General features: G+C 32.5%; 20 protein-coding genes, 1 tRNA gene and 1 other RNA gene. 7 read left to right on the top strand and 15 right to left on the bottom strand.

Going from position 1 to position 23407, the window contains the following annotated elements:
- Positions 1–153 precede the first annotated feature (153 nt).
- Complete coding sequence (locus tag BMY18_RS04420; protein ID WP_092450934.1) at positions 154–1005, top strand: YihY/virulence factor BrkB family protein; 852 nt, start codon at positions 154–156, stop codon at positions 1003–1005.
- Between the two features lie 3 nt (positions 1006–1008).
- Here the strand turns inward: BMY18_RS04420 and BMY18_RS04415 are convergent, their stop codons facing one another.
- From BMY18_RS04415 to BMY18_RS21485, 5 genes are all read right to left on the bottom strand, one after another.
- Positions 1009–3297, bottom strand: a complete 2289-nt coding sequence (locus BMY18_RS04415) for a SpoIID/LytB domain-containing protein (protein ID WP_092450932.1) — start codon at positions 3295–3297, stop codon at positions 1009–1011.
- Positions 3298–3434: 137 nt separating this feature from the next.
- A non-coding RNA gene (ssrS, locus tag BMY18_RS04410) (6S RNA) lies at positions 3435–3611 on the bottom strand.
- 248 nt (positions 3612–3859) lie between these two features.
- Positions 3860–5539: a phosphoenolpyruvate carboxykinase (ATP) gene (locus tag BMY18_RS04405; RefSeq protein WP_092450930.1), complete on the bottom strand. Its 1680-nt coding sequence runs from the start codon at positions 5537–5539 to the stop codon at positions 3860–3862.
- A 132-nt stretch (positions 5540–5671) separates the two neighbouring features.
- Positions 5672–6499, bottom strand: a complete 828-nt coding sequence (locus BMY18_RS04400; RefSeq protein WP_092450928.1) for a sigma-70 domain-containing protein — start codon at positions 6497–6499, stop codon at positions 5672–5674.
- Between the two features lie 73 nt (positions 6500–6572).
- The gene (locus tag BMY18_RS21485) at positions 6573–6701 is read right to left on the bottom strand and encodes a hypothetical protein (protein WP_278280974.1); all 129 of its coding nucleotides are present in this window, start codon (positions 6699–6701) and stop codon (positions 6573–6575) included.
- 344 nt (positions 6702–7045) lie between these two features.
- Here BMY18_RS21485 and BMY18_RS04395 point away from each other — a divergent pair, with 344 nt between their 5' ends.
- Positions 7046–7684 (top strand): RpiB/LacA/LacB family sugar-phosphate isomerase, encoded by a 639-nt coding sequence (locus BMY18_RS04395; RefSeq protein WP_092450926.1) that lies wholly within the window; start codon positions 7046–7048, stop codon positions 7682–7684.
- 525 nt (positions 7685–8209) lie between these two features.
- Here the strand turns inward: BMY18_RS04395 and BMY18_RS04390 are convergent.
- Positions 8210–8629 (bottom strand): GNAT family N-acetyltransferase, encoded by a 420-nt coding sequence (locus BMY18_RS04390; RefSeq protein ID WP_092450924.1) that lies wholly within the window; start codon positions 8627–8629, stop codon positions 8210–8212.
- 229 nt (positions 8630–8858) lie between these two features.
- On the opposite strand from BMY18_RS04390, the gene BMY18_RS04385 reads away from it, so the two are divergent.
- Positions 8859–9803 carry a pectinesterase family protein gene (locus tag BMY18_RS04385; RefSeq protein ID WP_092450923.1) on the top strand — a complete coding sequence of 315 codons (945 nt, stop codon included), beginning with the start codon at positions 8859–8861 and terminating at the stop codon, positions 9801–9803.
- Here BMY18_RS04385 and BMY18_RS04380 read toward each other — a convergent pair.
- The 3 genes from BMY18_RS04380 to BMY18_RS04370 all read right to left on the bottom strand — a co-directional run bounded on the left by BMY18_RS04380 (position 9795) and on the right by BMY18_RS04370 (position 12956).
- Complete coding sequence (locus tag BMY18_RS04380) at positions 9795–10601, bottom strand: hypothetical protein (RefSeq protein WP_092450922.1); 807 nt, start codon at positions 10599–10601, stop codon at positions 9795–9797. The two genes, BMY18_RS04385 and BMY18_RS04380, sit on opposite strands and share 9 nt — an antisense overlap.
- Positions 10602–10745: 144 nt before the next feature.
- Positions 10746–12218 carry a sensor histidine kinase gene (locus BMY18_RS04375; RefSeq protein WP_092450920.1) on the bottom strand — a complete coding sequence of 491 codons (1473 nt, stop codon included), beginning with the start codon at positions 12216–12218 and terminating at the stop codon, positions 10746–10748.
- Positions 12219–12281: 63 nt separating this feature from the next.
- A complete protein-coding gene (locus BMY18_RS04370) occupies positions 12282–12956 on the bottom strand; it encodes a response regulator transcription factor (RefSeq protein ID WP_092450918.1) in 675 nt (224 codons plus the stop codon).
- Between the two features lie 317 nt (positions 12957–13273).
- Here BMY18_RS04370 and BMY18_RS04365 point away from each other — a divergent pair.
- Positions 13274–13344 (top strand) — tRNA-Gly (locus BMY18_RS04365).
- A gap of 233 nt (positions 13345–13577) precedes the next feature.
- Here BMY18_RS04365 and BMY18_RS04360 read toward each other — a convergent pair.
- The 5 genes from BMY18_RS04360 to BMY18_RS04335 form a co-directional block, all read right to left on the bottom strand.
- Positions 13578–14036 (bottom strand): hypothetical protein, encoded by a 459-nt coding sequence (locus tag BMY18_RS04360; protein WP_092450916.1) that lies wholly within the window; start codon positions 14034–14036, stop codon positions 13578–13580.
- Between the two features lie 34 nt (positions 14037–14070).
- Positions 14071–14868, bottom strand: coding sequence for a potassium channel family protein (locus BMY18_RS04355; RefSeq protein WP_092450914.1), 798 nt, complete (start codon positions 14866–14868; stop codon positions 14071–14073).
- 404 nt (positions 14869–15272) lie between these two features.
- A complete protein-coding gene (locus BMY18_RS04345) occupies positions 15273–15683 on the bottom strand; it encodes a hypothetical protein (RefSeq protein ID WP_092450910.1) in 411 nt (136 codons plus the stop codon).
- A 108-nt stretch (positions 15684–15791) separates the two neighbouring features.
- A complete protein-coding gene (gene fliB / locus BMY18_RS04340) occupies positions 15792–16949 on the bottom strand; it encodes a flagellin lysine-N-methylase (RefSeq protein WP_092450908.1) in 1158 nt (385 codons plus the stop codon).
- 157 nt (positions 16950–17106) lie between these two features.
- Positions 17107–17976, bottom strand: coding sequence for a diacylglycerol/lipid kinase family protein (locus BMY18_RS04335; RefSeq protein ID WP_092450906.1), 870 nt, complete (start codon positions 17974–17976; stop codon positions 17107–17109).
- A gap of 347 nt (positions 17977–18323) precedes the next feature.
- Between BMY18_RS04335 and BMY18_RS04330 the strand changes: the two genes are divergently transcribed.
- The gene (locus BMY18_RS04330; protein ID WP_092450904.1) at positions 18324–19316 is read left to right on the top strand and encodes an EF-hand domain-containing protein; all 993 of its coding nucleotides are present in this window, start codon (positions 18324–18326) and stop codon (positions 19314–19316) included.
- Positions 19317–19508: 192 nt separating this feature from the next.
- A complete protein-coding gene (locus tag BMY18_RS04325) occupies positions 19509–21005 on the top strand; it encodes a phytoene desaturase family protein (RefSeq protein WP_092450902.1) in 1497 nt (498 codons plus the stop codon).
- Between the two features lie 87 nt (positions 21006–21092).
- Here BMY18_RS04325 and BMY18_RS04320 read toward each other — a convergent pair whose 3' ends face one another.
- Positions 21093–22463 carry a PhoH family protein gene (locus BMY18_RS04320; protein ID WP_092450899.1) on the bottom strand — a complete coding sequence of 457 codons (1371 nt, stop codon included), beginning with the start codon at positions 22461–22463 and terminating at the stop codon, positions 21093–21095.
- A 204-nt stretch (positions 22464–22667) separates the two neighbouring features.
- On the opposite strand from BMY18_RS04320, the gene ytaF reads away from it, so the two are divergent.
- Entirely contained in the window at positions 22668–23309 is a 642-nt protein-coding gene (gene ytaF / locus BMY18_RS04315) for a sporulation membrane protein YtaF (protein ID WP_092450897.1), read from the top strand.
- Positions 23310–23407: the final 98 nt, after the last annotated feature.

The raw sequence follows: 23407 nt of genomic DNA, 5'->3' as shown, positions 1-23407 counted from the left end.
CGAATTATATTGTAACTAAAATTTTAAATTAATGCAAGGTTAAAACAATTAATAAAATATTCTTTTGATAAACAGCTTAAAATGTCATATAATAAAATCACACTTTAAATCAATCATTAATATAAGTGTAAAAATCAGAACGAGGGACAATCAATGAGGATATTATTTGCATTAAAAGAAATCACTAATAAACTTTCAAAAGATAACATTACTGGGTATGCCGCCCAATCTTGTTTTTATATAACTTTAAGTTTCTTTCCATTTATAATGCTACTACTTACACTGATTAGATTTCTACCAGTGAAGTACGATACAATCATATCTATTCTTAACGAAATTTCGCCACCACAATTGCATTCTTTTTTGGATGGTATTGTGAAAGAGCTATTTGAAAAGTCATCATTAACGTTAACTTCTATTACAGCTGTTGCGACTATTTGGGCTTCCGGGAAAGGGATTATGTCATTAATGCAAGGTCTTAATTCAATTTACGGAATAAAGGAAACCAGAAACTTTTTAGTTCAACGATTAATCGCAACCTTTTACACATTGATTTTTTTAATCATTATTGTATTTAGCCTTGTCGTACTAGTATTTGGAAACCAATTGCTCCGTTTTATCACGATTAAATTCCCCAATATTGCATTTATAACATATGCATTTATGAATCAAAAGTACTTGATTTTTCCTTCTGTTCTTATGCTGTTTTTTCTATGTTTGTATATATTTATTCCAAATAGAAGAAAGACTTCCATATTTAATGAATTCCCAGGTGCTTTGATTGCAGCTGTAGGCTGGTTCTTATTTTCGTATTTCTATTCATTATACGTAAATAATACACCAAACTTTTCATATATGTATGGAAGTCTTACAACTTTTGTATTTGCACTTGTGTGGTTATATTGCTGTATGATTATTTTGTTCTTTGGAGCCGAAATCAATACGTTTATTCATCATAAAATTATTTCAGCTAGCATGTTCAAGCGAGGTTCAAAGGAAGAATAAGATTTAATACACCTTTGATATTGTTGTTCCATTATAAAAATATTGTATGATATCATTATACGTCCAACTTCTGTTGGTCATCGCATAGACAGCATTTTGACTCATTCCAATACCATGACCATAGCCCCCACCTGCTATCGTAAACCCTGTCAATTCATTACCTGCATAGGTAGGTTCAAATATACAAAATGTACTTGGAAGGCTTGACATCGTCGTAAGGCCTCCAGTTGTTGTTGTAAATGTTTGTTTGTCTATACCAAGTAAATATCTAATATTATTCTCACCATCAATTTTAACTGTCGCTTCGCTTCCCTTCACAATCAAGCATGTAATTGCACCACCTGCGACTCTTTTGTCCACTGTAATACTCTTGATTTTTCCAACTGTTGAAATAGACTTTGATTCATAGGTCCCATTTGCATTCAATTTTTGAATTCTATCTGGATATGCCTTGTATCTTTCGCCTATTTTCGAATTTAAGTTATCACTTAATTGGTTAATTGTAGCGTCACATTTCCATCTGTATAGTGAAAAATCTTTATCAAAATCTTTAGAACTTGTGTTTTTAATAAATGCTGTAAATGTATCTTCATTTGTTAGGTCTAATACATTATTATCTTGGTTCACACTATGTGCTGTAAAATAAGGATAGTCAGCTGGGTTACTTCCCCATAGACTAACATCTGTTGTATATCCACAAGATGTTGAATAATAATAGGCTTGAACTACTTCATTATTATAGGTAATAACCTCACCATCCGTACTTGCAATCGCTTCATTTGATCCTGCGCTCTCGTTTACATTGTTATATACTTGATATTGAGTGCTATCGTCTACATGTGCACCATATCTACTGTAATTACTATTAGTCAGTTGTTTGTACGCGTAACTTCTTGCACAAATAGCCTGCACTTTTAATGCTTCCACACCGTAATTAACCGGCATTTCACTAGGTACTACTCGTTTTAGATATTTTTCAATCAGGACTTCATTTGTAATGGTTAAACCTTCATCATTTAGAGCAATTTCTATTGATCCTTCATAGGATGGAGTGCCTTGAGATCTGTTTATTGAATTAATCTTAATTAACCCTTCCGTATCCGCAATAGCTTTCACTCTTCCTTCTACCAAATACGGACTATTTTTATCGATTGTAATAACTTCACCTGCATTGTGTTTTTCTTCAGATGTTGCAAAATACAATGTGAAATTATTATCCGATGATATTTGTACATTATTATGAAAAAGGCTGCTAGAACCATTTGTCTTAATCAAGACTCTTATATTATCAGCATTCAGTGGTTTTGATATAATTGCTCCACATATCTCACCATCGGCAACTATAAAATCTTGTAATGAATATCCTACCACAATATCTGTATATGTTTTGATTGCAAATCCATTATATGTATTATATATTTTGTAATCTTTTTCTAATGGGACTTTTCCGTAGCCGTCAATTTCCACGAAATCATTGGTTACCGAAAGTACTTTTCCTTTAATTGTATCCGTCTTAATATCAACGCCTGTTACTTTTTTGTTACTGATATTAATATCGGCTAGAACTCCTTGAATATCTTCTGATAATTCACTGACTTTAAATTCTCGATAGGCTCCATATGCATAGACTTTTAATGTGGACTTTGAGCCACTTTCAACCCATACATTTTTATAGGTAACATCATCCTCCGAAACTTTTTGAACACATAATATTGAATTTCCTTTTACAATTAATGTAGCAGTCTTATCAATGGCGTTATCAAGTACTAAACCCTCAAAATTGTAGATTCCTTCAGTCGTATACGCCTGCCATTCACTAGCCTCTGATATGTTTGATGGTGTTCCTATTATTCCCGCATCAATCGTCTTAACAGTTCCTTCTTTATCTAGCAATCCTATTACATCAATATATAAATTTACAAAATCATTCTTTTTGATTTGAAAACTATCTTTTTTTTCTTCTAATCCCACATCTTCAAATGACTTGCCTAATGCATCAAGAAATATCTTTATATCTCCATAGGTAACATTATTTTTGGGTTCATTAATGTGCATATATCCAACTTCATTCACATATGTAACATATTTGTCATACCAATTTGTTCCCTCAGTTAATGTTTTTTCATCGGAAACGCATGCTCCCGCAATCATTTTTGCTGCTTCTGCTCTTGTAATTGTATTACTATTATTGTTTATATTACGAGTTACCAAAAGCAAGATCACAGACATTATCACTGCTCCAATCACAATTATCACAGTTTTTAATGTTAACTTTTTTCTTTTCCTGTTCATGTTCTACTTGTCCTCCGAAAATTATAATGTTCCACTAAATATATTACCATATATTGTATTTTATGTCACTTATGATATATCTTAAATTATAAACATTAAATCAAAAAGAAACTATTGTCATTGACAATAGTTTCTTTTTATATCCCAAAATGCCGTTTCCTACAGTTTCGACTCCTAGCTAGGCTAGGTGGGTTTCCGCATATAATTCGCTGCCTTCCTCTAACATGGAGGCCTGACATTAAACTATAGATATAAGAATCCCTTTAATTGAATGTAGGTTCAAAATAGCAGGTTGGCGAACACCCCAGGAAAATTTTCAAACCAATTCATTTCTTTTATAAATATAGTATAACTCAATAAGACCTTTTTATCAAGAATATATCCAGAAATTAATAATCAAATTTTTCCATTTTTGATTATTATATTATATACCTTCAGTTAAATTTTTATGACATTTCTAATATGCTTTGCATAAAAACATGTATTAAAAAAGTGCTAAGTATATACATTAGCACTTTTTAAAATCTTACTTATATAATAAATCGTAAATTCAAATCAGAAATCAAAGTGCATTTGCCTCTTCAACAACCTTCTTGATTGCTTGTGCTGCATCTGCTGGCAGTTTGTTGTATCCGCTTTCTGCTTGATCTAGATTAACGACATAATTATATCTGTCTTGCATACGAGCTTTTAATTGAGCAACATAATCAGCATCACTAAGATTTGGAACAAAACCTTCCCACTCGAATATTTCGATATCGGTAAAAGAGCCCCATGGTTTAAATGCAGCCTTTCCTTCAACAATACATTCAAGAATTCCCAATGTATCCTTAGGTTGAACTTTCTTGCCCATAAAATCACCAGTATTAATAATATAGCAATCTACGTTCTTACTTTCTACTAATCCTTTAAATTTTTCATAGTCATTCACTAGTGGATAAGTTCTAAATGGGTTAGCATATGGTTCTACTACTAATGCATTCGGGTCAATGCCAACAGCAAGTCTTTCTGCCGTTGATCTCTTTGTTGCAAGTGTAGCACCCATAACTGATGCAAGTGAAGAACCTTTCAGTTTAACAACTGGTGGAATTGTCTGATCCTTCATAATCCAGAAAATAGCATTCACTGGAGACTCAATCTTGTCCACACGATTTGGTGACCACAATTTAGATTTAATTGCACGTCCGTTACCGTTTCTGACATCCTCAGTTACTAGAACGACTTTGCCATCTTCATCAAGTGTTGCGGAACAATTCTGAGCGGTCAGTAAATATTGGTTGTCTTCACAAGCTGTTGGATAATCTGCAGTCTTGTCAAAATATGTAGGTTCCAAAGCAATCGATGAACAAGTATCTGCATTAATGACAAATGCATCATCATGAAGCACTTTGATTGCTGGATATTTTCCACCATGTTTTGCATGAGTTATTGTTGATTTACCTGAACCAGATAAGCCAAATACTGCAGCAACATATTTTGAACCATCTTCTAGTGTATATTCTTTCTGTCCACCGTGGCATGAAGCAAAACCATTTCTGTTTGCAATCGCCCATGCAAGTGTCAGCGTACCTTTTTTATGTTCGCCGAAATATCTCATTCCAAGAATTGCTGCGCAGTTCGTTTCAGTATTAAAATAACATAAACATTTAGGATCACAAACTTCTGGTTTATTACAACCTGTCCAATAAGGATCTGATAAAATATAGATGTCTGCTTCTTTATCGTATACTTTTGAATCTTTGTACATTTTTACGTACTGCTCTGACATATATTGAAAGTTTAGCATCCATGAATACAAGTTATTTTCTTCACCTTCTGGTATAAGAAGATGTGCTTTTACCATGAATTCTGGATCAAGTCCAATGAATACTTCTGCATGATATAACATTTTCGATCTTGTGTCATAAACTGCATCCATAAGTATTTTATCTAATTCTTTTGTGTTTACGCCTGGTTTTCCAGTTATTCTACGAGCCGGAGCATAACGACCTGTTATTGCGCCATCGTTGAATAATAATACCTTTGCATCTGCTTCAAGACCAAATTCCTCACCTCGATACACAGGCATGTCTGTTACTACAGTACCAGGTGAATTCTTCGCTAATTCATAAGCTTCCCTTAATGTGTTAATCTTAATTACGTTATTGCCATAAAATGCTGCTTCAATTATTGAACGAGTCTTTGAAAAACCAACTTTGTTAGGTCCAATTTCCGTTCTAGGATAATAAGCCTTCGTTGACATAAAATGTCCTCCTTTTGTTGCAAAATTTAAATTAATGTAGGTTAATTATCTCATTTTGCAAGTAAAAAGTCAACACTTGTATATATATTATGATTCATTCTTTAAGTTTTAAAATAACTACATTAATGGGTCCTAAATCACAATATCTTCGATTTTATTGGAAGAAAAATCGATTGCCTCTTTTACAGCCTCATCAGAAATGCCCATATACTCAGCAACTTCTTCAATAGTAACTTTTCTATCTAATTCTTTTGACAGCTTTATAACACAATCGTTTACAGCATTAACTTTATTAAGGACCTTTTTGCTGACGATATAAGAATCTTTTTGTTCCTCAATAAAGCTGTTACAGACTGCTTCGATTTTACCTCTCAATATTTTTTCAAACTGCGTATTCCACTCATCAACTGTTAAGTTGTCTTTTTCTTTTACCTGTGTCAATAAAATCAAATTTCCTTCTTGAATCAAATCTGCCGAAGGAACACCTTTATTTCGAAATGGCTCAATCCAATCGACTATTTTAATCAAATATATTTCAATCAACTGATCTTCGGCCTTTTTATCACCCTCAAGTGCCAGCTTTAATAATCGTTCCTCTTTTTCACTGTTTATTTCGATCAACTTTAAATCTTCCATATACAATGCCACAATTTTTTTATCATTTTCTTCATCTATTTCTTTTTGTATATTATCTTTATTTGAATCTATCTCCTCTGTTTCTACGAGTGCATCAATTGATTTACTATTAATTTGTTCAAATACATTCTCCGTTATTTCTACATCAGATATTTTAATATGATTATTTTGAAGATATCCATATACTAATTGCAGTTGTCCTTCCTCTAATTGAACTCCTCCAAAATTATCCATGATATCCTGTTTTGTAACCACTCCACCATTCAGCTTCGCAAAATCCTTCAAATTCTCTATTGCCTCAATAAAAATCTCTTGTTCTTCCATATTATATTAAATTCCTTTCCAACTATATTTATTTTCCATTATTATTGGCACGAGTATTCATTCATTACCCTTCTCATCTTATCTTCTGTTCTTCTGTTCTGTTCTTCTGTTCTTCTGTTCTGTTCTTCTGTTCTTCTCTTCTTCTGTTCTTCTCTTCCTTCAGCGCTACTCCCCCATATATGACATGAATATAAAAGCGCATTTCATAATGTAACCGTGAATAATCATTTGTGATTATTCATTTCGCCGCAGACCGGCTGAAAGCAGTGTTTATGTTATGTCAAGACTCAGATAAAAAATGAGCGTAAGCGAGTCTTTTTATCATCTCTGAGGCTTGTAAAGAACATACTGCTTGAAGGAAAGGCAAGGCAAATGAATAATCACAAATGATTATTCACTCAACACCTCCCCATGCACTTCCCTCTTCATCCCATATATAATATTATTTTTATTCCCTGTTGTAAAGCCCATTATTGACAAACCTTACACTTTCGCTTATATTTTTATATGGGTTAACCCATAATTATTATGAAAAGAGGAAAATATATGAAAATCGCATTAATTAATGAAAACAGCCAAGCTGGTAAAAACGAACTTATCTATAATACACTCAAAAATGTAGCCGATACAAAAGGTTACACAGTGGATAACTATGGAATGTATACAGCTGATGACTCAGCACAACTTACTTATGTGCAAAATGGTATTTTGACAGCAATATTACTTAACAGTGGAGCTGCTGATTTTGTTGTAACAGGTTGTGGAACAGGCGAAGGTGCAATGCTTGCTTGTAATTCATTCCCTGGTGTTCTATGTGGCCATATAGTAGACCCTTCTGACGCATATATGTTTAGTCAAATCAATGACGGAAATGCCATTGCACTTGCCTTTGCAAAAGGCTTTGGATGGGGTTCTGAACTTAATCTTACTTATATCTTTGAAAAGTTATTTGACGGTGCATCAGGCCAGGGTTATCCAAAAGACCGTGTTGTTCCAGAACAAAGAAATAAAAAGATCTTAGATGAAGTTAAAAAAGTTGCTTACAGAGATTTAATTGATATTCTTAAAGATTTGGATCAAGATTTGGTTAAGGGTGCTGTTAGTGGTGCTAAATTCCAGGAATTATTCTTTGCGAACTGCAAATCCGATAAGCTTGCTACATTTGTGAAATCTGTGCTTAATTAGGTTTAGGTATAGGGCGAACAGACGAAAAAAGACATGTACTTCCTTTTGTCCTCAGTTGCCTCTACAGTCTTGTGAAATTGTTTGCATTCGGTCGGACACAAAAAACGTGTCCGCCACCTGTAAACAATTTCACAAGACTGTAACGGCAAGATTCGGACTAAAGGAAATACATGTCTTTTTTCTGTGCTTGGCCGTATGCAATTGGCACTAAAAGCGCGATTGCCCCAAATGGGCGCAAGGGGCTAAAAAACAAAATGAGTAAGATGAATTTTCATCAACGTATCTCGTTGCCACTCTTTTCGTGCCAACGGCCGCGAGCGAATTTTTCCTTGCCAATGCGCAGAGAAAGTTCATGTATTTCCTCAATTGTACGCATTTGCCGTTACTGCCTTGCGCGATTGTCTGCAGGCGGTTGACACGTTTTTTGTGTCAAACCGAATGCAGACAATCGCGCAAGGCTGTAGAGGCAATAGCGAACAAGAGGAAATACATGAACTTTCTCATCCGTCCAACGAAAAAATTTCACTAAGGCCTAACGTACTGGATCATTCCGGGGCCTAGGTTGTTTGTGGGTCTTTCTATGAAATTGTGGTGTTTGTAAAAATTTTCTCTTCCTTTTGCACACATGAGACATAGCATCATCTCTGTGCCTTCTTCTGTAATACTCTCAACATATTTTATAAGTTTTTCAAGAAGCTTACTGCCTATTTTCTCACCTTGCGCACTCGGTATTACGATTAAATCTTGTATATATGAAACAACTGAACCGTCACCAACAATCCTTCCCATAGCAATTGGTTTGTCCGCCTCATATACGGTTATAATATACATGCTGTTTTTAATGGCTCGATTTGCCTGGTTATAAGTTAACGCTTTCCAATTGACTTGTTGTCTCAAATATAAGTATGTATCTACATCTAATTTATTTTCTTTAAATACTATCATAATTGCTCCCATATTGTATACGAATACAATCCGTATTATTTAGTAGTTCTTAACCCAACGGGCTAGAATTCTTTGTGTTTTAAGGTGAATTTCAAGATCGATTTTAAGATGAATTCTAGTATACACATTTTGAATATAAATGTCTATTATTTCTTACGCGAAGCCTCATTTTATGCTATATTATATATAGTTATCATTCATTCAAATTTAAAATTACGGAGGTTCTATTATGATTACAGTTGCAAAAGATAATTCTGGCGATTTCAGTAGCATTCAAAAAGCGATCGATTCAATTACCACTCTACCTGAAACAATATATATTAGTGAGGGTATTTATGAGGAACGTATTGAAATTACAAAACCATTTATTACATTAGTTGGTGAGGATCCTGATACAACTAAGATCACTTATGGTTACTATGCATTAATGAAAATGGAAGATGGAATAAACCGCGGTACATTTCGCACTTACACTGCACTTTTTAACGCAGATAATCTTACGATTAAAAATCTGACCATTGAAAACTCTTCTGGCTTTGGGACGCAAGTGGGACAAGCAATTGCTGTATATGCAGAAGGAGATATGATAGAATTTAGCAACTGTCGCCTTCTTGGACATCAAGATACACTATTTACTGGTCCACTTCCATTGAAAGAAAAACAACCTGGTGGTTTTGTTGGGCCAACTGAATTTGCACCTAGAAAAAATGGGCGCCAACTTTATGAAAATTGTTATATTTGTGGAGAAGTTGATTTCATATTTGGAAGCGCAACTGCCTATTTTGTGGATTGCGAACTTTTTGCAATCAACCGCAATCAAGAAATCAACAGTTATTATACAGCGCCATCAACTTATGAGGGGCAAAAATATGGCTACGTATTTGAAGGTTGTAAATTTACTGGCAATTGTGCACCAAGAACAGTTATGCTTAGCAGACCTTGGAGAAATGATGCAAAAGCTGTTTTTCTACATTGCGAAATGTCCGAACAGATTACAGAAATCGGTTACCATGATTGGAATAAGCCTGAATCACACGAGACTTCATTTTATGCGGAATACGATTGCATTGGTAATGGTTATGTTCCACAAAAAAGAGCTTCTTATATCCATCAGCTGACAGACGAAGAAGCTCTTGAATATACAAAAGAAAAAGTGTTAAATATTTTAATCTAGTTTTTTACTAGCAGCACTTCCACCATTAACAGCTACAGAAATTGATAAACTGCTAATACTATTCGCCTTGCTATCAGGTACCATAAACAAAGCTACTGCCTTGTAAGTTGCGCCTGGATTAATTGTAATATTTTTTAAATTAATAAGATCATTTTTTAATATAGTAACTGACTCTGAGATTCCCGCTTCGTTATTTATTAATAACTTCATTCCAAGTTTGCTAGATGCTGTATTGCATACAATTGCTGTCGCTGTAGGATTAGATATTTCAAATTCTATAGCGACTACTTTTTGACCCGTACTTGCAGGAACACATAAGACTAAATCTCCTTGCGGATAAGTAGCGCCTACAACATAATTGGTGTAGGTTATTTTTGCTCCTTTGATTCCTAAACCTTCTATTAACATTTCCATTGGGTCTGATGTTGTTGAAGTTGACCCATTGCTGATAGTACTTTTTGTTGAGTTTCCACTTGATGTGGCAGTGTTTGTTGAGTTTCCACTCGATGTGGCAGTGTTTGTAGCGTTTCCACTTGATGTAGCAATGTTAGTGGAATTTGCTTTTGAAGCGGTGGAATTAGTAGAACTCTTAACCGTACTTGATGTACTGGTACTAGTTCCTTTTTGTGCTTTTTTCAGCTTGGTATATTGCCATTCATCTTCAAATGAATATTTTAACAAAACACCCGATACATATTCAGCTATTAAATCATTTTGTTCAGTCGTTACTGTTACGCTACTTCCACAACCGGTACATAACAACATAACAATAATACCCAAAGCAAATATTTTTTTCAATATCAACACCCCACTAATCTTACAGTATATTAACAACTCGATTTTTCAATATAAAAATGTGCTATAACCAATATTATTCACTGATTATAACACATTTTTAATTATTTACCAAGATATATTGTGCTTAGACAATACAATTATATATTATTCATTTTTGCTATCGAGTTCAAACCAAAACTCTACACCATTTTTATAATTAACAACACCGCACTCCTTATCATAAGAATCTAGAATCGCTTTTACAATTGATAACCCGATTCCATTTCCTCCATATTCTCTCGTACGTGCTTTGTCGACTTTATAGAACTTAATCCAAACATTATTAATATCTTCTTTCGGAATATTCTTTCCTGTATTAAATACCGAAACTCTTACACAATTTTCTTTTTTAATCGTTTTAATAATAATCTCTTTTTCAAAGTCGCAATGGTTAATTGCATTACTGATATAGTTTGTAATAACTTCTTCAATCTTATATTCATCAGACCATACATATACTGGCTCTGTCTGTTCAAATTTCATTTTTATATTATTTTGATTTGCTCTGATTTCGTTCGCATTTACAATTGAACTAATTAACTCTGTTAAATCAAATCTATCCATGATTAACTTTTCATTTCCAAATTCAATCTGGTTCAAAGTAAGAAGCTTTTTAACCATATTATTCATTTTATTCGCTTCATCTATTATAACATCACAATAGAAATTCATACTTTCTGGATCGTCAGAGATTCCTTCCTTCAAGCCTTCTGAATATCCTTGGATCAATGCAATCGGCGTCTTTAATTCATGTGATACATTTGACAAAAAGTCTGTTCTCAGCTCATCAATTTGTATCTTATGTTCAAGATCTTTCTTGAGTTCAATATTAGCTGCTTTTAAATTTGAAATATTATCTTGAAGTTTTCCCGACATATAGTTCATACTATTTCCAAGTAATCCTAACTCACCTTTGTCTTTTCCTTTATACTTAGCATCAAAGTCTAGTTCAGCCATTCTTTCTGCAATCGTCGAAAGTTCTTTGATTGGTTTTGTAATATAGTTTGAAAAAAAGTATGCGATAATAATTCCAAGTAAAATTACACCGATGCCAACATATTGATTAAATGTATTTGTAATCTGTACACTATCTGTAATGCTTTGCATTGGCAAACGAATCAGTATAACATCCCCTAATGAAAGAGAACCCCAGATTTCAAGATAATGATCATTTAATCTAGAATCATATATTTTTTGTAGGATATAATTTGGACCTTGCGAGATGATTGTATTTTCAGTTCCACTAAAAATATCCAAACTAAAGCGATGCTTTAATTCTTCTGGTTCTTTATCAGAGGAATATTTTGGAATAAAGCTACTATCCATAATCAAAACAGACATACCAACTGTACTGGTTTGTATCTCAACGGAATCCGCATATGATTTATTCGCTTGTTTATATTTCGATACAATTACATCAACCTTATTGTATGCCTCTAGCATCGCCATTTCTTTTGTTTTTTGATAATAAGATTCCGAAAATGTACTATTAAAGAAAAGAATTAACAATACGATTCCTGTTATGATAGAGACTAAGAGAATTATAATCTTGAATTTTATTGAATTTCGTTTTTTCATGTAAGCTCCTATCTGTCACTTCAGCGACCTTGAAAATTAAACAATTCTTATTGAGAGCAAACATTACACTTCAAACTTATATCCCATTCCCCAAATTGTTTTTATTGTGTCACCTTTTTCGCCCATTTTCTTTCTAAGTTTCTTCACATGTGTGTCTATGGTTCTAGCGTCACCAAAATAATCATAATTCCAAACATTATTCAGTATTTTTTCTCTTGATAATGCAAGTCCCTTATTTTCAACAAAATATGTGAGAAGTTCAAATTCTTTAAAGCTTAAATCGATTTCTTCATCATCAATTTTTACAATATGAGCAGCTTTATCAATATGAATTCCACCTATATTAACATTTTCACTTGAATCAATCAGGTTTGACCTTCTTAGAATAGCGTCAACTCGAGCCGTTAGAATCTTTGGGCTAAATGGTTTTGAAATGTATTCATCTACGCCAAGTTCAAATCCCTCTAATTCATCTCTTTCTTCTGCCTTTGCTGTAAGCATGATAATTGGTATTTTTGAATTCTTACGAATTTCTTTACATACTTCCCAACCAGTCATCTTTGGCATCATAACATCTAATATAATTAAAGAGATATTTTTATCTGCGTAAAATATATCAATTGCTTCTTCACCATCTGCTGCCTCAATAACCTCATAATTCTTCCTTGTAAGAAAATCGTTCACCAATTTTCTCATCCTGCTTTCATCATCAACAACAAGTATTTTTATTTTATCCATCTGACCCTCCTGTGGTACGTTTTTTCGTTTTCAATATCCTAATATTAAGACATACTTATGTACAAAATGTGAAAACATTGGCATATCCACGCTGTTCACCGTTTTTTCACCAGTTTGCACTTAATATTGTAGTTTCTGTAAATACGTAAATAATATATATTAATATTGCTATTTTACTATAAATACTAAGAAATTGAAAGTACGAAGGCCATTTTGATGTGATTATAGTGGCAAAATGGGTCTAAATGGGTCTAAATGATAAATTCTTTTACAAATTATATTGACCTTTTCCTCAGGAACCATTAAACTATACATATGTGGATATGGTTCAGTGGTAGAACGCTAGCTTCCCAAGCTAGAGATGCGGGTCCGATTCCCGTTATCCGCTTATTATATTTTTGTACGAACCTTATTGTTTACTACGTTTATTCGATATTGCAACAGATTACCTTTGATTACCTTGGTTACTTTTTGATTACCTTTTAAAATGGGATGGCATTATTAATTTGAATTTTTTCTTGCACGTATGTACATACGGTTCCTTTTTCAGCTAAGTTTTCATTCAGATATGTAACTATCTACCGATCTAATATTGATTATTAGGTTCTTTTATATTTTATTTCAAATAAATTGTAAAGATATTTCAACTTCAAATTGCGTTTTTAAATCCTCCAGCTTCATATTTTTAATTCTATCAACTAATTTAATATCTTCATCCTTTTTTGAATCTATAGTTAATTGAACAAGCTGAAATAATATTTCAGCTTCTAATCGGGTTTTTTTATCATCCAACGTCATATTTTTAACTCTATTAACTAATTCAACATCCTCATCATTTTTTGAAGCTATAATTTCATAAACATTGTGATCAATTAATATATCATCCAAACTTACAAACATATCTTTTTTCGCAAACAAGCTTGCAAATATATTTTTTTTCCTATACAAACGACGCAAGCAAATTCTTCTATTTTCTTTTACCGCAAAATATGTAGTATCTGCTGAACTTTCTATAATTTCAATAGCGTACCCCAGCTCTTTCACTTTGTCCTCAACTTGTTGAACCAAATCATCATTCATATGCCTTACCTTTTCCTTTATTTATTCTTATAACTTATTTATTTAACCCTTTTAAAACTTTACAAATGTCATCAATTTCTTCATCAGAAAGATTACCTATATCATCTATTCTTCCTTTAATAGTATGGATAATATCATTCTTGACCGTTTTAGTTTTGATATTTAAAAAATAGGAAGTTATAGTACTTGTCAATGAACCAATCATTCCAATACCAACAAGCATTAATATTGTAGCAATAAATCTTCCTAAACCAGTTTCCGGCGAAATGTCTCCATATCCTACAGTACTTGCTGTCACAAATGCCCACCAGATACCATCTTGAAAGCTCAGTCCTTCTGCATAATGAATCAATCCCCCACCAATTGCTATAAAAGCCATGGTTATCAATATTATATATTTGAATCCATTCGTATCAAAAAACTTCTTAGTTTTCTTGAACAAACGCATTGCATACGCAATCAATTTGAACAATTTCGTTAGTTTAGTAAGCCTTGTTAATTTTGCAAATCTGAATATTCTAAATACTGAATTAAATGGGATAATTGCAATCAAGTCAAATATATTACTTTTTATAAATTGCTTCTTTTCCTTAGACATTAATAATCTTGTAAAATAGTCTATTATAAAAATTACATAAACCATATTGTCAATTATTATCTGCCAACCTTCAAGCCTAGCGGTAATATCAATCATTGCAAATGCGACAGCTGTGGCTGCTAATAATCCCATTGCCACCTCATAAATAGTATTCATTGTATGATTTTTAATCAAAACTTTACTTGTTGATATTTCCAATAATTCTGAATCACTTGTGATAATCTTACTCCCCATTTTTGCCTCCTTATTTTCCCCATATTAATTAATTTTATATTTATAACATTAATCAAAATCTCTTGTATTTATCATTCAATTTATAACTTTATATTTTATTATAATATACCATTTTTTTCCTTTTTACAACAATAAGGAGATTCCCTTTAATATTCTAATATTTTAAATATAACGCAAATTATTTATTATGCATAATACATTTAACAAAAAAAGCTGCAACCTAAAATCAGGTGCAGCTGCTATACTTACTTACTTACTTACTTACTTACTAACTTACTTACTTACTTACTTACTTACTTACTTACTTACTTACTTACTTACTTACTTACTTACTTACTTACTTACTTACTTACTTACTTACTTACTTACTTACTTACTTACTTATTTATTTACTACTTATTCGCTTACTTACTATACTTACTGATTCTATCTAATAGTCCTCTAATATTTTCACTCTGGTTTTTGAAATCCCCTTTTACTTTCTCGGACATTTTTATTACTATAATATTATCTTTAATTTTTTCATCAAATGTAATCGTAACAATATAACATTTCAAAATAAGAGACTTCTTCACACTTACATTTTCAATGTTATTGAAAGGAAATCTTACTATCTTATATTGCTTTTGTATATCAAAAAACGAAATGCTAACTAACAAATCCTTTTCAGTTAATCCAACAAATGCTTCCGCTTTCAATGTCTTATTTCCTATTTTAGAAATATTGCATTCAATCGGATAACTAAGTTGCTCTCCTTCTATTAAAAATCTAGATAGTATTTCTATCATTTCTTTGCTTCCAATAATATTCTTCATTTCATAATCACCTTTATTCTACAGTTTTTTTACTAATTACCTTACTACGTTGATACCAATTATTCCATACTTAACTCATCAACATAATAATCAATTGTTCCATACTTATTAATTCATCAACATAATAATCAATTGTTCCATATCAAATATTTCATTTGATTTTAGAGCTTGTGCTAATGCTTCTAAATTCAAATCTGAATGTTCAATCTCCTTGGAATACATATGGATGATATCTATTTGGTCTGCTTCTTCAAATTTATAACCATTATCAATCCATCTAACAATATCAAGTTCTTTTATAATAAGGACACTCACTACTGCCATTTTCACTTTGGATAATACATCTTCATCATAAACCGATTTCAAATAATATCGAAATACGAAATACACCAATAAATTCTCAAATTCATATGTTTTATCCTGATAATACGCATCAAAATCAGAATACTGTTGCGCAAAAAATTGCTCTCCGGCATTCGTATTATGCAGGCATTCCAAATCACGGTTTATTATATGGGGCCAATTATCGTTAATCATCTCCAAGTTTCTGAATATATTCATATATTTAGACATATTTTCATACTTTTCTAATGCATTATCCTTATATCTGTCTAGCTCATTTATATAATTTTTAACGAAATCGACTTTTGCATATTTTTTCTTAACATCGCTAATTTGAGAGAGTTTATCTCTATCAATTTTTTCTTGAATATCTTGTGTAAATGCGATTATAAGTGCGATTCTACTATTTAAATCAATAGAACGATTCTGCAATATATCGATTGTAACTTTTCTTGCTGAATAAAGATTCATAAATAATTCTGGATTAATATTATTATATGTAGTAATTATTTCATTATTATTTTCCAGTTCAAAAGTAACTGGTTCCTGGTTTCCTATAATTAATTTAGCTGCCTCCATGCACGATAGGGATATGCCGATTTCTCGCAAATCTCCGAATTCTTCTAGAAATCTTGGATACGTCTTACATGTTTCACATAATTTGTCTTCACCAAGTTCAGTATATATATCACATAATTTATTTTCATTTAAGAATGGGCAATTTCCATTTTGCAATATGAAGCTATTTTCATCTGTTGATATCATTGTGGCTTTTAATCTTTGGCCAAAATCACCTTGTACTGTCTTATAGAATTTATATGACTTCTCGTCAATTACAACTTCCCATCCAGCGCAACAAGTATCTGTGCACGCTGCACCGATACATTTAAAATTCTTATAATAGTGTGGCACTCGAATTCTCATGTTCAACCTCGTTTTTATATATATTATACAAAATATCTTCGATTCAATCTTATCATATACTTTTCAAAAAGTATAAACTGAGCTTGAAACATCTTTTATTTTTAATATCCTGCTTTTGCTTAATCCTGCTTTTGCTTAATCCTACTTTTACATAATCCTACTTTTGCATAATCCTATCAACTAAATTCTTATCATTAAACAAAGTGACTCCATTTTTTATTAACTCTATTTCGAATTTTTTATCTATCAAGGTTTCTCCATCAACATTACAAATTATATCATTTTCAGATTGTATTATCATAGAATCTGACTGCTCTTTATGTACCATTTTCAATTGCTCGTGGATTCCATTTTTGACTTTTAAAAGAAGCTTTGGCATTTCTATTTTTTTTATTTTATCCACGTAATAAATATCGAAGTTATTATCTGTCAAAGACGCATTCGGTGCCATTCTATAACCACCGCCATAATATTGACCATTGCAAATTGCTACTACCGTAAATTTATCTCTTCTGATTGTATTTTTTATAATAAGTTCAATTTCCTTGAATTTATATGCAAAAAAAGTATATACAATACTAGCATTATATATTTGTGAGGCAGGTACATTTTTCTTCTTCATTATTTCGGTGTTTTTTGCTACTTCTGCATCAACTCCAAAACAAGCAACGTTTATAAAATATCGACCATTAATCTTTCCGATATCAATGCAAGGATTTAAATCATATACTGTCTCTAACGTCTTATAGAAATCATTACCGGAACCTGTTGGAATAACGCCCAACATATTGTTAGATCCGACGATTCCATTTAAAATTTCATTCAGTGTTCCATCTCCGCCCACACTAAAAATCACGCATTTTAAATCTTTATATTTTTGTGTGATTGTCGTTGCTTCTCCGGGTTTATTCGTATAAATGATTTCGTTATCGATATTATTTTCCAAACAAATCTTTTTAATATTTTGTGCAACTCTTAAGGATTTTCCTCTGCCAGCAAATGCATTTACGATAAATATATATTTCATGATGTCTCTCCTTTAATTAAAAACCCTAACACAATTAAAATTAGAATATAATTACTTCTTTTATTAATAATAAAGCAATCATGCCCCATCGTCAATCAATATCACATCTTGAGAAACTTGTGAAACTTAAGTGAACATTATGTGAACCCTATAAACATTATGCAAATACCTTTCGATAGTATAGTTGTAACAAAGGAAGAAAATGAATAGAAAACTGGAATTATATCACAATATTTACATAATTCTATCACAAAGAAGTTATATCATAAATGATATACTTAACCTTCCTATAACACAGAAAGTAGTAGTATACGACATAAAAAGTATAATAAAAAAGGAGCTTTCATATGATTAATTCAGTCAATTCCAATTCAAGTTATTTGTCTATACTAACAAATAACAACTTATTGAACAAGTTATCTGAAACAGCAAAAGAAAACAGTAACGCAACTTCTTTCAAAGTACCAGCAGTTGCATCCATTCAAACTTCCACTTCTTCTCTTGATAGCAGCAATTTATCGATAGAAGATCATCTTAGACTGATGCAAAGCATCCAGAATCAATCTACAGTTTCACCGGCAACCGCTCAAACGACCTCTGCAAGTGACCTCAGTAGCCTTGATACGGATGGTGACGGAACTATTTCGACTGATGAATATGATTCCATTATATCTAATTTAGGAATTACTGATGCTCCAAGTGCAGAAGATTTCTTTGCTCAAGTGGATGCTAACTCAGACGGTGAAATCAGTGTTGATGAGTTAAAAGCGCAAAGGCCAATGGGACCTCCACCAACCGAAAATCAAACAATCTCTTCTGACCTTGACACAGATGGGGACGGAACAATTTCATCAGATGAATATGATTCCATTCTATCTCAAATGGGAATTACTGATGCTCCAAGTGCAAAAGATTTCTTTTCTCAAGTTGATACTAACTCAGACGGTGAAATCAGCATTGATGAGCTAAACGCGCAAAATACTTTGGCGTCTCAAGCAGCATCAACACAGTCAATATCTTCTGTCATTGATCTAGATAACGACGGAACAATCTCAACTGATGAATATGACTCCATAATCTCAAAGCTTGGCATTACTGATGCTCCAAGTGCAAAAGATTTCTTTTCTCAGTTTGATACGAATTCAGACGGTAAAATCAGTGTCGATGAGCTGAATGCTGCAAATTTAAAAGCGTCTCAAGAAGCAGCAACACAGAGCACTTCTGGTCAGAGTCTCTCTGAAGAATTTAATACACTTGCTGCTAGTATGCTCAATGCTTATGAAGCCAACTACCAAAACATGTTTAATACCGATAGCACAAATCTAAATAATATTGCATAGTTTTTTTTATCTATCGAAATCTCATCTAAATTTATACTTTATCATAAAACCACACCTTCCGATTTTAGAAAAGTGTGGTTTTATTTTTTTTACAACGCCTTTTAATTTAGCATTATTTATTATTCTATAATTATTAAAACTTCTGCAAATACTAAATCATTAAGATTTTGATTTTGAAAGGAGTTTGGTTAAATGAGTAAAAAAGTAATTATTATAGGTGCTGGAATCGGTGGACTATCTACGGCTTTAAGGCTTTTGAAAAATGGATATGAAGTGGAGATTTTAGAAAAAAATCAAACAATTGGTGGACGCGTTAATATTATAGAAACTGATAGTTTTCGTTTTGATTTATCAGCTTCTATTTTAATGATGCCTAATTGTTTTAAAGAAATATTCTCGTATGCAGGTAAAAACTATAGGGAATATGTGAAATTCATAGAGATAGATCCAATTTATAGGCTTTTTTCTGCTGATAAAACGACAATTGATTTTAACAAGAATATTTCTACTTTAGTGAAAAGCTTAGAACATATTTCAAAGGCAGATTCCCTAGGATACTTTAAATTTACATCTGATGTTTATGAAAAATATTTAATAGCGAATAAATTTTTCTTAAAAAGGTCTCAAGATTCTTCAAAAGATTTTTTCAATTCAAAAACATTAACAAAAGCTTTTAAAATCCATACGCTCGCTACCACCTATGATTACATTTCCAGATATATAAAAAATGAAAAACTCCGCGAATTTTTAGCTTTCCAATCTATGTATGTTGGAATATCTCCTTTTGACGGACCTAATATCTACACACTTGTACCTGTCGTTTCTCAACTATATGGACTGTGGCATCTAAAAGGCGGAATGTATTCATTCATTAATGCTTTATCAACGCTAATCAATGAATTTGGTGGAACGATAAAGACAGGTGTAACTGTTGAGGAAATAGTATTTTCAAAGGATAAAGCGATTGGTGTGAAAACGAGTAACGGCATAGAAAAAGCAGACATTATTGTATGCAATGCTGATTTTCCTTATGCGATGAAAAACCTAGTAAAAGATGCACATTACAAAGATAAATATACGGATAAAAAGCTATCTGAAATGAAATACTCTTGTTCCACTTTTATTTTATATTTAGGACTGAAGAAGAAGTACCCTCAATTAAGAGTTCATAATATATACTTGTGTGAGAACTTTAAAGAAAACATTGAGGCAGCATTTAAGGGAACTTTACCTGTGAACCCACCTTTATATATTTATTGTCCAAGTAGACTAGATAGAAGTATGGTAAAAAATGAAGGGGACTGTATAAATATTATGCTTCGTGTACCTAACCTCTTCTTCACAGATATTGTTTGGGATAATTGTACCATTGATTTATTAACCAATAAAATCCTCAAGGAACTGAAAAACATCGACGGTTTAGAAGATATCGAAGAAAATATTGATTATAAAAATTACCTCACGCCACAAGATATGGAAAGCAAATTTAACGCATATGGTGGTACCGCCTTTGGTCTTAGTCCGACTCTAGCCCAAACAAACTATTTCAGACCGCATTTCAAATCTAGTACTGCTAATAATCTATTTTTTGTTGGGAGCTCTCTTCATCCTGGCCCTGGCGTATCTTTAGTTTTGAATTCTGCTAAGTTAGTAACTGAAGAAATTTTGAAATCTTCAATAATTTCATGATGGATTTCACAATAAAAAAGCTTACTAATTTTCGTTTAGCAAGCTTTTTTATTTCCATTGCTGCACCAGCTTCTACTACACTACCAACTACATTCTTGTAATCGCATCTAATGCAAGTTCTGATCTTTCACACTCACTCGCTGTCAGCGTAATCTGATAACATAATTTACTTCCTTTCATTTTCTCAGAAGCATAACTTAAGCCATTGGTCCGTTCATCCAAAAATGCAGTATCGATCTGCTTTGGATCTCCTAGCAATATTACTTTTGTTCCCTTGCCCGCTCTTGTGATTATTCCCGTAACCTGCTTTGGAGTCATATTTTGCGCTTCATCGATAATTAAATAGGTCTGTGCAAATGAACGTCCTCTCATAAAATTCATGGCTTCTGTGACAATAATTCCTCTATCAAATACTTCTTCTATTTTTCCGCTAAGTGCCTTCTCATCACTGTACCGCTCAGCATCATCAGAATCCAAAAGTTGTTCCAAATTATCTATTATTGGTCTTATCAGAGGGGAAATCTTTTCCTGTTCGTTTCCTGGTAAAAACCCTATATCATTGTCAAACTGAACATTTGGCCTTGTAACCAGAATTTTTCTATACTCCTGACTTGTAGAATTCATTACTTTTTCCAATCCAACCGCCAATGAATAGAAGGTTTTTGCCGTTCCCGCCATTCCCTTAACAATGACAAGTGGCACCTTTTGAGCATCCTCCATTAGTGCTTCCTGCAAAAAATACTGCCCCGCATTTTTGGGTTTAACTCCGTATGGCCTACTCTTTTTATAGTACAAGGGAACTATTTTATCACCATCATATCTTCCCAACTGTGTTCTTTTTGATGACTGATCTGCATGAATAATGACAAATTCATTACATATTAATCCTACTTGTTTTTTAATACCTTCACCATCTAAAATATATACCTCTTCTGCCGCTATCCCTTTTTTCTTAAAATCCTTAAATATTTCCTCTGCAACAAACACCTCAGTACGTCCGCAGTACTGAGCATGCTCATCAGCTACTTGTTCCGTTGTGAAATCCTCCGTGAGAAGCCCCAAAACCTGTGCCTTGATCCTAAGCAAAATATCTTTCGTTACTAAAATCACCTTATCTTCATTTTCTGATAACCCTTTGCAGACCTGTAAAATCCGATTATCCATTTTGCTTTCTGGCAAATCTTTGGGAAGTGGAATATCCCTATAATTTATTTCAATCCGAACATTTCCACCGTTGTTCATCTTAATTCCCTTTAGTAAATCCCCCTGCTGTCTTAGTCTTTCTAATAATCTTATTGCACTTCTTGCATTGGCTCCTTTTTCACCCTCAGCGTTTTTCAATGAATCAAGTTCTTCAATAACTGCAATTGGAATCACTACATGATTTTCTTCGAAGCTTTCCAGTGCCGTGGGAGACTGAATTAATACATTTGTATCCAAAACATAAGTTTTTAGCATAGACTATTCTCCTTTAGTTTCATTATAATAAAGTGTTGCCACTTTAATAATAGGATATAGCAGTCATGTAAAATGTATGAAGCGACTAACGTAAAATGTATATCAAATTTATGTATATATTATAATGCCATAATACAACTTGTAACATAGTGCAAGCATTTAACATAAAATGATTTTAAATGATACTACTGGGATTTTTTAAAAATGAACCATATATTATTTACAATTTTTGAGGCAGTCCTAATTGCCATCGCATTGTCTACCGACGCATTTATAGCTAGCTTTGCGTATGGAAGTAATAAAATCAAAATACCATTTTCCTCCATGCAAGTAATTTCACTTATTTGCACTGGAATCTTAGGAATTTCACTTTTACTTGGTACATTTCTCAAACCTTATTTACCAGGGGATTTATTGAAAATAGGTGCTTTTTCAATTTTATTCATATTAGGTATTATCAAATTAATGGATAATATCATTAATTCAATCATTCATAAACATGCCATTATTGATAAGCAAATAAAATTTAGCTTTCTCAATATTAATTTCATATTAAATATATATGCCGATCCAAAAGAAGCGGATCTTGATGAATCAAAAACACTATCTCCTAAAGAAGCACTATCTCTTGCTGTAGCATTATCCTTAGATAGTCTGGCCGCCGGATTTGGTGTAGCGCTTGGAAATGTAAACATATTTGCGATCATACTATGCTCACTCATTTTTAGTATGCTTTCAATAAAATCAGGAGCATTTATTGGGAATAAAATCAGTGAAAAAGTACCCTTCCAACTGTCTTGGTTAAGTGGCTTTTTACTTATATTTTTGGCCTTTCTAAGATTATAGATTGAAAATCACGAATCAAAACTACTATCTATAAATCGCTTTATATCTTCCATATGTCCTAAATATCGAAATAAAATAAAGATGTATCTCTATTCGCA

The sequence above is a fragment of the [Clostridium] fimetarium genome (assembly GCF_900111235.1).
Classification (GTDB): Bacteria; Bacillota; Clostridia; order Lachnospirales; family Lachnospiraceae; genus Clostridium_N; species Clostridium_N fimetarium.
Note: the sequence above shows the minus strand (reverse complement) of the source record. Positions and strands in the feature narration are given on the sequence as shown.

What these genes read in the sequence shown, in the direction of transcription:
- BMY18_RS04420 (WP_092450934.1), top strand. Translation starts at nt 154, where the DNA reads ATGAGGATATTATTTGCATTAAAAGAAATCACTAATAAACTTTCAAAA.
- BMY18_RS04415 (WP_092450932.1), bottom strand. Translation starts at nt 3,297, where the DNA reads ATGAACAGGAAAAGAAAAAAGTTAACATTAAAAACTGTGATAATTGTG.
- BMY18_RS04405 (WP_092450930.1), bottom strand. Translation starts at nt 5,539, where the DNA reads ATGTCAACGAAGGCTTATTATCCTAGAACGGAAATTGGACCTAACAAA.
- BMY18_RS04400 (WP_092450928.1), bottom strand. Translation starts at nt 6,499, where the DNA reads ATGGAAGAACAAGAGATTTTTATTGAGGCAATAGAGAATTTGAAGGAT.
- BMY18_RS21485 (WP_278280974.1), bottom strand. Translation starts at nt 6,701, where the DNA reads ATGCGCTTTTATATTCATGTCATATATGGGGGAGTAGCGCTGAAGGAA.
- BMY18_RS04395 (WP_092450926.1), top strand. Translation starts at nt 7,046, where the DNA reads ATGAAAATCGCATTAATTAATGAAAACAGCCAAGCTGGTAAAAACGAA.
- BMY18_RS04390 (WP_092450924.1), bottom strand. Translation starts at nt 8,629, where the DNA reads ATGATAGTATTTAAAGAAAATAAATTAGATGTAGATACATACTTATAT.
- BMY18_RS04385 (WP_092450923.1), top strand. Translation starts at nt 8,859, where the DNA reads ATGATTACAGTTGCAAAAGATAATTCTGGCGATTTCAGTAGCATTCAA.
- BMY18_RS04375 (WP_092450920.1), bottom strand. Translation starts at nt 12,218, where the DNA reads ATGAAAAAACGAAATTCAATAAAATTCAAGATTATAATTCTCTTAGTC.
- BMY18_RS04370 (WP_092450918.1), bottom strand. Translation starts at nt 12,956, where the DNA reads ATGGATAAAATAAAAATACTTGTTGTTGATGATGAAAGCAGGATGAGA.
- BMY18_RS04360 (WP_092450916.1), bottom strand. Translation starts at nt 14,036, where the DNA reads ATGAATGATGATTTGGTTCAACAAGTTGAGGACAAAGTGAAAGAGCTG.
- BMY18_RS04355 (WP_092450914.1), bottom strand. Translation starts at nt 14,868, where the DNA reads ATGGGGAGTAAGATTATCACAAGTGATTCAGAATTATTGGAAATATCA.
- BMY18_RS04345 (WP_092450910.1), bottom strand. Translation starts at nt 15,683, where the DNA reads ATGAAGAATATTATTGGAAGCAAAGAAATGATAGAAATACTATCTAGA.
- fliB (WP_092450908.1), bottom strand. Translation starts at nt 16,949, where the DNA reads ATGAGAATTCGAGTGCCACACTATTATAAGAATTTTAAATGTATCGGT.
- BMY18_RS04335 (WP_092450906.1), bottom strand. Translation starts at nt 17,976, where the DNA reads ATGAAATATATATTTATCGTAAATGCATTTGCTGGCAGAGGAAAATCC.
- BMY18_RS04330 (WP_092450904.1), top strand. Translation starts at nt 18,324, where the DNA reads ATGATTAATTCAGTCAATTCCAATTCAAGTTATTTGTCTATACTAACA.
- BMY18_RS04325 (WP_092450902.1), top strand. Translation starts at nt 19,509, where the DNA reads ATGAGTAAAAAAGTAATTATTATAGGTGCTGGAATCGGTGGACTATCT.
- BMY18_RS04320 (WP_092450899.1), bottom strand. Translation starts at nt 22,463, where the DNA reads ATGCTAAAAACTTATGTTTTGGATACAAATGTATTAATTCAGTCTCCC.
- ytaF (WP_092450897.1), top strand. Translation starts at nt 22,668, where the DNA reads ATGAACCATATATTATTTACAATTTTTGAGGCAGTCCTAATTGCCATC.